Below are 616 nucleotides of genomic sequence, written 5' to 3'. Positions count from 1 at the left end.
ACCATCTCACAAAGGGTTTGGAACGCGCTGATCTATATCCGGGACAACTTGGCTACCGCCCGCATGGTGGACCCGGCGAACACCAACAATGTGATCTCGGATGACCTGACAGCCGCTGAGAAGGCGGCCATCGTTGCCGCTGCTCGGACCGCCTTGGGCGCAAAGGACTGGAGCGAAATCGTCCGATGAGCTGGTCACTTCCTGCACTTCTCCAGGGTCTTCACAAAGGCATCCATAGTCGCCTGCACACGGCGCGGGAGGTCGCAGGCCATCCCGTTCTGAAGGGCGACGCCGTCGAGACCGTCTGGCTGGGCATGCTCAGCGATTACCTTCCCGAGCGGTATCGCGCGCGGCGGGCTGTTGTCGTCGATAGCAACGGAGCCTTCAGCCACCAGATCGACATTGTCATCTTCGATCGGCAGTACTCTCCTTTTGTCTTCCACCAGGACGGGCTGGATGTCGTCCCGGCCGAGAGCGTCTACGCAGTGTTCGAGGCCAAGCAAATCATCACCGCTGAGGAAATCACTTATGCCCAGGACAAGGCAGCGAGTGTTCGGGCGCTGTATCGCACCAGCCTGCCCATCCCCCATGCGACGGGCATCGCGGACCCGAAGGT

Annotated in this window: 2 protein-coding genes; both read left to right on the top strand. The window is 60.9% G+C overall.

Features of this window, described 5'->3' with window-relative positions:
* The coding region (locus PKE99_RS39305; protein WP_271215144.1) for a hypothetical protein at window positions 1-189 on the top strand (189 nt) is incomplete at its 5' end.
* Window positions 186-616 (top strand): DUF6602 domain-containing protein (locus tag PKE99_RS39300; RefSeq protein ID WP_369075892.1); only part of this gene is annotated, 431 nt, incomplete at its 3' end. The genes PKE99_RS39305 and PKE99_RS39300, both read left to right, overlap by 4 nt.

The organism is Pseudonocardia halophobica (assembly GCF_027922425.1).
Lineage (GTDB): Bacteria > Actinomycetota > Actinomycetes > Mycobacteriales > Pseudonocardiaceae > Pseudonocardia > Pseudonocardia halophobica.
The sequence above is the reverse complement of the archived record's forward strand: the minus strand, read 5'-3'. Positions and strand labels throughout refer to the sequence as shown.